Below are 7,743 nucleotides of genomic sequence, written 5' to 3'. Positions count from 1 at the left end.
GGCCGCGTGCTGGCCCTGGACATCCTGGACATGCCGCCGCTGGCCGGCGTGGAGTTCCTTCACGGTGACTTCAGGGAAGAAACCGTCCTATCGCAGTTTGAAGCCATGCTCGGGGATCAGCCGGTAGACCTTGTGCTGTCGGACATGGCCCCCAATAAGAGTGGTGTGGACGCGGTCGACCAGCCGCGGATGATGCACTTGGCGGAGCTGGCCATGGATTTTGCCGACAACCACCTCAAGACTGGTGGGGCGTTCCTGATCAAGCTGTTCCAGGGCGAAGGCTTTGACGACTACGTGCGCGACATGCGCCGCCGGTACGACAAGGTCTCCATCCGCAAGCCGGAAGCCTCGCGCAAGCGCTCTCCCGAGGTGTATGCCTTGGGTCAGGGAAAACGCGCCCACATGAAGTAAGCTCGACCCCGTAAGTTCGACCCCAACGCAACGCCAGCACTAAGAGGAACACCGGAGCCAATGAGGATGAACGACTTGACCAAGAACCTCCTGCTATGGGTGGTCGTCGCCGTCGTGCTGATGGTGGTCTTCCAGAGCTTCTCGCCCAAGACCTCGGGGGCCGGGGCGCAGGGCGGATCAAGGTCACCTTCGCCGATGTTGCCGGTTGCGACGAGGCCAAGGAAGAAGTCGGCGAACTGGTCGATTTCCTGCGTGACCCGTCCAAGTTCACCAAGCTCGGCGGCAAGATCCCGCGCGGCGTGCTGATGGTCGGCCCTCCGGGTACCGGCAAGACGCTGCTGGCCAAGGCCATCGCCGGCGAAGCCAAGGTGCCGTTCTTCTCGATCTCCGGTTCGGACTTCGTGGAAATGTTCGTCGGCGTCGGCGCCAGCCGAGTGCGCGACATGTTCGAGCAGGCCAAGAAGCACGCGCCGTGCATCATCTTCATCGATGAAATCGACGCCGTCGGYCGYCACCGTGGTGCCGGCCTGGGYGGCGGTCATGACGAGCGCGAGCAGACCCTGAACCAGCTGCTGGTCGAGATGGACGGTTTCGAAGGCGGCGAAGGCGTGATCGTGATCGCCGCCACCAACCGTCCTGACGTGCTGGACCCGGCGCTGTTGCGTCCGGGCCGCTTCGACCGCCAGGTGGTGGTCGGTCTGCCGGACGTGAAGGGCCGCGAGCACATCCTCAAGGTGCACATGCGCAAGCTGCCGCTGGCCGACGACGTCGTGCCGATGGTGATCGCGCGTGGTACCCCGGGCTTCTCCGGTGCCGACCTGGCCAACCTCTGTAACGAGGCCGCCCTGTTCGCCGCCCGTGGCAACGAGAAGGAGGTCCGCATGGACCACTTCGATCGTGCCCGCGACAAGATCCTGATGGGTGCCGAGCGCCGCTCGATGGCCATGAGCGAGGAGGAGAAGACCCTCACCGCCTACCATGAAGCCGGCCATGCCATCGTTGGCCGCCTGGTGCCGGAACATGACCCGGTCTACAAGGTCACGATCATTCCGCGCGGCCGTGCGCTGGGCGTGACCATGTACCTGCCGGAAGGCGACAAGTACTCGATGAACCGCGTGGCGATCCAGTCGCAGCTGTGCTCGCTGTACGGTGGCCGCGTGGCGGAAGAACTGATCTTCGGTACCGACAAGGTCACCACCGGTGCGTCCAATGACATCGAGCGTGCCACCAAGATGGCCCGCAACATGGTCACCAAGTGGGGCCTGTCCGAGCAGCTCGGCCCGATCGCCTATGGCGAAGAGGACGATGAGGTGTTCCTGGGTCGTTCGGTGACCCAGCACAAGAGCGTGTCCAACGACACTGCCCGTCGCATCGACGAGGAAGTGCGCAACATCCTCGACAAGGCGTACGCCCGCACCACCGAGCTGCTGACCGAGAACATCGACAAGCTGCATACGATGTCGCAGCTGCTGCTGCAGTACGAAACCATCGATGCGCCGCAGATCGACGCGATCATGGAAGGTCGTGACCCGCCGCCGCCGATGGGCTGGAACAAGTCCAACAAGGATGGCGGCAACAACGACAAGGGCGGCGACGCCCGTCCGTTGCCGCCGATCGCCGGTCCGGCCGAATCGATCTGACGGCCTGCCGTACGCAATGCAAGACGAGGCCGGGGCAACCCGGCCTTGTTGTTTCCGGGCCCCGGCCCATCCGATCCTGACAGCCCGCTGGAGTCCGCATGTCCGCCCCCAAGCCTGAACCGATTTCCCACACCGCCGAGATGGTGATCGCCACCGTAGTCGGCGTCGCTGTCGGCCTGACCGTGGACAATCTGCTGCTGGGCTGTGGCGTGGGTATCGCGGTGGGTATCCTGCTGAGCATCATCAAGACGCTGTACGTGGACCGGAAGCGTCGCCGGCAGCGGTGAGGTTTGCCGGCAGGGCGGCGCCCCGCCTCCGACAATTTCCCGCTGCTGCTGGTAGGTGTCGACCTTGGTCGACACGGTAGATCCACGCCATGCGTGGATGCTCTTCGTTCAATTGTCGAGATATTCGATTCCGATGGAGATTCATCCACGCATGGCGTGGATCTMCTGGCCACCGGGAAACTGTCGAAGGCGGGGTGGGCCCGATTGCGGAGGCGTGAGCCGCATGGATGTGGCGACCGAGCTTGCATGGACGTACTTGCAGCGCCCCCCCGCAACCGGACCGACCCCGCCATCCCACAGAATGCTGCGGTTGCTTTTGCTGTTGGGGTTGCCGGCCAGCGGCCGGCACTACCGCCTCTGCGGGTGCAGGGCGCAGCCCTGCCGCCTTAAACTAACCTTCGTTGCCCGCAGGATCTGCCATGTTCGACATCTCGCCCCAGCTCGATTGCGCCGGCCGCATCCTGCGCCTGGACCGTGCCCGGGTCATGGGTATCGTCAACGTCACCCCGGATTCGTTCTCCGATGGTGGTGCCCATGACACCACCGAGGCGGCGGTCGCGCATGGCCTGCAGCTGGTGGAGGAGGGCGCCGACCTGCTCGACATCGGCGGCGAATCGACCCGTCCGGGCGCGGCGCCGGTGTCGATCGACGAGGAACTGCGTCGTGTCGTGCCGGTCATCGAGCAGCTGGCAGCGCGCACGGCGGTGCCGATCAGCATCGATACCTTCAAGCCGGAGGTGATGCGTGCCGCGGTTGCTGCAGGCGCCGGGATGATCAACGACATCTTCGGCCTGCGCCAGGACGGTGCGCTGCACGCGGCGGCGGACGCGGGCGTGCCGGTGGTGCTGATGCACATGCAGGGCGAACCGGGTCACATGCAGACTGACCCGCAGTACGACGATGTGGTCGCCGAGGTCCATGGCTTCCTGGTGCAGCGGCTGTTCGCCGCGGAGATGGCCGGCATCGCCAAGAAGAATCTGGTGATCGACCTCGGCTTTGGCTTCGGCAAGACCACGGCGCACAACATGACGCTGCTGGCCCGTTCGGAGCGTTTCCTTGAACTGGGCGTGCCGATGCTGGCCGGGCTGTCGCGCAAGCGCAGCCTGGGCGAGCTGACCGGTCGTCAGTCGCCGGCAGAGCGTGTCGCTGCGTCGGTGGYCGCACACCTGATCGCCGTGCAGCGCGGCGCCCGTATCGTGCGCGTGCACGATGTGGCAGCGACGGTCGATGCATTGAAGGTCTGGCAGGCGGTCGAGGCGGTACCTGCCGAGCGGGCGGACGCCAAGCCGACCCTCCGCTGGCCGGACGAAGACTGATGGCAGTGGATCAGCGGCCGCTGGCGATCGCCGTGATGGGGCCGACCGCCAGCGGCAAGACCGCCACCGCGATCGCGCTGGCGCAGCAGCTGGACGGTGAAATCGTCAGTGTCGATTCGGCGCTGGTCTATCGCGGCCTGGATATCGGTTCGGCCAAGCCGGATGCGGCCGAGCGCGCACAGGCACCGCACCACCTGCTGGACCTGCGCGATCCCTGGCAGACCTATTCCGCCGCCGAGTTCGCCGCCGACGCCGCCCGCGTGGTGGCCGACATCGTCGCCCGTGGCAAGACTCCGATCCTGGCCGGCGGCACGGGCCTGTACTTCCGGGCGCTGTTGCAGGGTCTGTCGCCGATGCCGGAGGCCGACCCGGCGATGCGTGCCGTGCTGAGCGCCGAGGCCGCCGAGCGAGGCTGGGCGGCGCTGCACGCCGAACTGGCCGCCGTTGACCCCGCCGCCGCAGCACGCATCCATGCCACCGACCCGCAACGCATCCAGCGGGCGCTGGAGGTCTACCGGCTGACCGGCACGCCGATCAGTGAATGGCAGCGCCGCCCCGGGGTGGCCCCGTTGCCGGTGCGCACGTTGAAGCTGATTCTGGCGCCGCGCGACCGCGCCGTCCTGCACCAGCGCATCGAGGCCCGCTTCGACGCCATGCTCGCGCAGGGCTTCCTCGACGAAGTGCGCGCCCTGCGTGCATTGCCGGAAATGCGGGCGGTGGCCGCACCGCTGGACCTGCCCGCCGTCCGCGCGGTGGGGTATCGCCAGGCCTGGGAGTACCTGGACGGGGACGGGGACGCGGCCCGCTTCCGGGACAAGTCCATTTTCGCCACCCGGCAACTGGCCAAGCGCCAGCTTACCTGGCTGCGCGGCGAGCTTGATGCGCGCTGGTTCGACCCCCATATGGATGGGGAGCGCCTCGCAGGCGCGGTGTCGACCTTCGTTGCACGCTGAACCGACGCTGGCCGTGTACCATCATGGGCCGGCAAGCGGCTCGGGGGCCGCGGCAACCGCCGGCTACCAATAAGAACAATAATCAGGAGTGTGCAATGTCCAAGGGGCAATCGCTGCAGGATCCTTTCTTGAATGCACTGCGGCGCGAGCGCGTGCCGGTTTCGGTGTACCTGGTCAACGGCATCAAGCTGCAGGGCACGATCGAATCGTTCGATCAGTTCGTGGTCCTGCTGCGCAACACCGTCAGCCAGATGGTCTACAAGCACGCCATTTCCACCGTGGTGCCGGCGCGCAACGTCAAGGTCGGCCCGGGTGGTGGGTACGTGCAATCAGGTGAGGATGGTCAGGCGGGTGATGAAGCAGACGAATGATGTTGGAGCGGTGAATGTTTGACCGCTCGAAAAAGGGCGAACACGCCCTGTTGATCCAGCCGCATTTCGGCAAGCTGGAAGACGATGTGCTGGAAGAATTCGGTGATCTGGCCCGCTCGGCCGGGGCCAGCATCGCGGTGACCATCACCGCGCGGCTGGATCGCCCCAACCCGTCGACCCTGATCGGCAGCGGCAAGCTGGATGAGATCAAGGCCGCCGCCGAAGCCACCGGCGCAGACCTGATCCTGGTCAACCACGCGTTGAGCCCGGGCCAGGAGCGCAATCTGGAGCGTTTCCTCGAGCGCCGGGTGATCGACCGTACCGGTCTGATCCTGGACATCTTTGCCCAGCGTGCGCGCAGCCATGAAGGCAAACTGCAGGTCGAGCTGGCCCAGCTGCGCCATATGTCGACACGGCTGGTGCGCGGCTGGACCCATCTGGAGCGCCAGCGTGGCGGTTCGATCGGCCTGCGCGGCCCGGGYGAAACCCAGCTGGAAACCGAYCGYCGCCTGCTGCAGAAGCGGGTTGAACAGCTGCAGAAGCGGCTGGAAAAAGTCGAAGTACAGCGCACCCAGATGCGTCGTGCGCGTGTGCGCAGCGAACTGCCGCGCGTCGCCCTGGTGGGCTACACCAATGCCGGCAAATCGACCTTGTTCAATGCGATGACCGGCGCCGAGGCCTATGCGGCCGACCAGTTGTTCGCCACCCTGGATCCGACCGTACGCCGGATCGCCGTGCCCGGTGGCAACGTCGTGCTGGCCGATACGGTTGGTTTCGTACGCGACCTGCCGCATGACCTGGTGGCGGCCTTCCGCTCGACCCTGTCTGAAGCGCGGGAAGCGGATTTCCTGCTGCACCTTGTCGATGCCGCCGATCCGCACCGCGAGGAGCGCATCGCCCAGGTCGACGAAGTGCTGACCGCCGTCGGTGCCGGCGACCTGCCGCAGTTGCTGGTGTTCAACAAGATCGACCGCATCGAGGGTGCCGACGTGCGCCACGACGGCCAAGACGGCGTGCCGGATGAATCGCGGCGTGAGCGGGTGTGGATTTCCGCACGCGACGGGCAGGGCATCGAGCTGTTGCAGGCCGTACTCGGCAAGCGGTTGGGTCTGCAGCACGTCACCGGCGAGTTGCGCCTGCCACCCAGTGCCGGCCGCCTTCGCGCTCGCCTGCACCAATTGGAAGTGGTGCGCAGTGAAGAGGCTGATGAAGAAGGCTGGCTGYTGCAGGTCGATCTTCCCATCGCCGAGGCCGAGAAGCTGGCGGCCAGCGCCGATGGCGAGCCGATCCGGGCCCTGCTGCCGGAGAAGCTGCCCGAATGGTGAGGTAGTGCCGGCCGTTGGCCGGCATGTCCTGCGGCCGCGACACCACCCTGCCATCTGCGGTACAACGTGCAGGTTCTTCACTTTTCAGCTACCCCGATGGCCTTCCCGACCGACGCCGAACTCAATGCCCAGGCCGCTGCGCTGGGCCAGCGCCTGCAGCAGGCTTCGCTGCAGCTGGTGACTGCTGAAAGCTGCAGCGGCGGCTGGATCGCCAAGTGCATGACCGACATCGCCGGATCCTCGGCGTTCTTCGACTGCGGCATGGTGGTTTACAGCTACGAAGCCAAGCAGCGCCTGCTCGGCGTGCGCGCGCAGACGCTGGAGCAGTTCGGTGCGGTCAGCCGCGAAGCCGTGCTGGAGATGGTGTCCGGGGCGCTGGTCAATTCCGGTGCCGGCATCGCGGTGGCGGTGACCGGTATCGCAGGGCCGGGCGGTGGCAGCCCGGACAAGCCGGTCGGCAGTGTCTGGATCGGCTGGAAGCGCCGTGGCGGCTATGCCCGGGCCGAACTGTTCCAGTTCGATGGTGACCGTGAAGCCATCCGCCGGCAGACCGTAGCGGCGGCATTGCACGGCATCGACGCCCAGCTGTGACATGCTGCTCCGGCAATCAACCGGAGTAGGCAACGATGTGGGAGACGCTGGGCACCGTCCGTGACCTTGGCCGGCTGCAGGAAATTGCCGCCGTCCTGATCCGCTACGGCTTCGGCGACGTCGTGCGGCGCATCGGCCTGGCCACGGTACTGGAACGTGCCGGCCGCCTGCTGCACTGGAACGAGGAGCGGCAGGAAATGCTGCGGATGACCGCGCCGGTGCGCGTGCGCAGCGCCCTGCAGGATCTCGGGCCGACGTTCGTGAAGCTGGGCCAGGTGCTCGCCACCCGCGTCGACCTGCTGCCGCCGGACTGGATCGCCGAACTCTCCGAGTTGCAGAACGCGGTCCCGGCATTGCCCTACGAGAAGATCCGCGAACAGCTCGAGGCCGATCTCGGTGCACCGCCGTCGCAGGTGTTTGCCTTCCTTGATGAAACCCCGATGGCGGCCGCTTCCTTGGCCCAGGCCCATCGGGCGCGGTTGCGTGATGGCCGCGAAGTGGTGCTGAAGGTGCGCCGCCCTGGTATCCGTGACGTGGTTGAAGCCGATCTGCGCCTGCTGGCACGGCTGGCCGAGATCGTTGAGGCACGGCTGCCGGATCTGCGCCGCTACCGACCCGCCGAGGTGGTGCAGCAGTTCACCGTGTCGCTGCGCCGCGAGCTGGATTTTGCCGCGGAGTGCCGCAACGCCGAGCGCATCGCGCGCAACTTCGAGGGCCGTGACGACATCCTGATTCCGGCGGTGCACTGGCAATGGACCTGCGAAAGCCTGAATGTCCAGGATTTCGTCGACGGCATTGCCGGACGTGATCTGGCCGGTGTCGATGCGGCCGGCATCGACCGCCGTGAAC

General features: G+C 66.4%; 8 protein-coding genes and 1 pseudogene. All 9 read left to right on the top strand.

The window, feature by feature from the left end; translation table 11 throughout:
* Positions 1–411, top strand: a 411-nt coding sequence (locus AC1VAN_RS06870) for an RlmE family RNA methyltransferase (protein ID WP_480985519.1), incomplete at its 5' end; no start/stop codon positions are given.
* A 161-nt stretch (positions 412–572) separates the two neighbouring features.
* Positions 573–2,051, top strand: a pseudogene (gene ftsH / locus AC1VAN_RS06865) (ATP-dependent zinc metalloprotease FtsH); the annotation flags it as partial.
* 98 nt (positions 2,052–2,149) lie between these two features.
* Positions 2,150–2,338: a hypothetical protein gene (locus AC1VAN_RS06860; protein WP_025878913.1), complete on the top strand. Its 189-nt coding sequence runs from the start codon at positions 2,150–2,152 to the stop codon at positions 2,336–2,338.
* Positions 2,339–2,757: 419 nt separating this feature from the next.
* Positions 2,758–3,654 (top strand): dihydropteroate synthase, encoded by an 897-nt coding sequence (folP, locus tag AC1VAN_RS06855; protein WP_480985518.1) that lies wholly within the window; start codon positions 2,758–2,760, stop codon positions 3,652–3,654.
* A complete protein-coding gene (miaA, locus tag AC1VAN_RS06850) occupies positions 3,654–4,607 on the top strand; it encodes a tRNA (adenosine(37)-N6)-dimethylallyltransferase MiaA (protein ID WP_032976514.1) in 954 nt (317 codons plus the stop codon). The genes folP and miaA overlap by 1 nt, the downstream gene beginning before the upstream one ends.
* 95 nt (positions 4,608–4,702) lie before the next feature.
* Positions 4,703–4,978: an RNA chaperone Hfq gene (gene hfq / locus AC1VAN_RS06845; protein ID WP_025878916.1), complete on the top strand. Its 276-nt coding sequence runs from the start codon at positions 4,703–4,705 to the stop codon at positions 4,976–4,978.
* Between the two features lie 14 nt (positions 4,979–4,992).
* Entirely contained in the window at positions 4,993–6,303 is a 1,311-nt protein-coding gene (gene hflX, locus AC1VAN_RS06840; RefSeq protein WP_025878917.1) for a ribosome rescue GTPase HflX, read from the top strand.
* A 96-nt stretch (positions 6,304–6,399) separates the two neighbouring features.
* A complete protein-coding gene (locus AC1VAN_RS06835; RefSeq protein WP_025878918.1) occupies positions 6,400–6,894 on the top strand; it encodes a CinA family protein in 495 nt (164 codons plus the stop codon).
* A gap of 35 nt (positions 6,895–6,929) precedes the next feature.
* Positions 6,930–7,743, top strand: an 814-nt coding sequence (locus tag AC1VAN_RS06830) for an ABC1 kinase family protein (RefSeq protein ID WP_480985517.1), incomplete at its 3' end; no start/stop codon positions are given.

This window comes from Stenotrophomonas sp. 05L44_2 (genome assembly GCF_056665995.1).
Note: the sequence above shows the minus strand (reverse complement) of the source record. Positions and strands in the feature narration are given on the sequence as shown.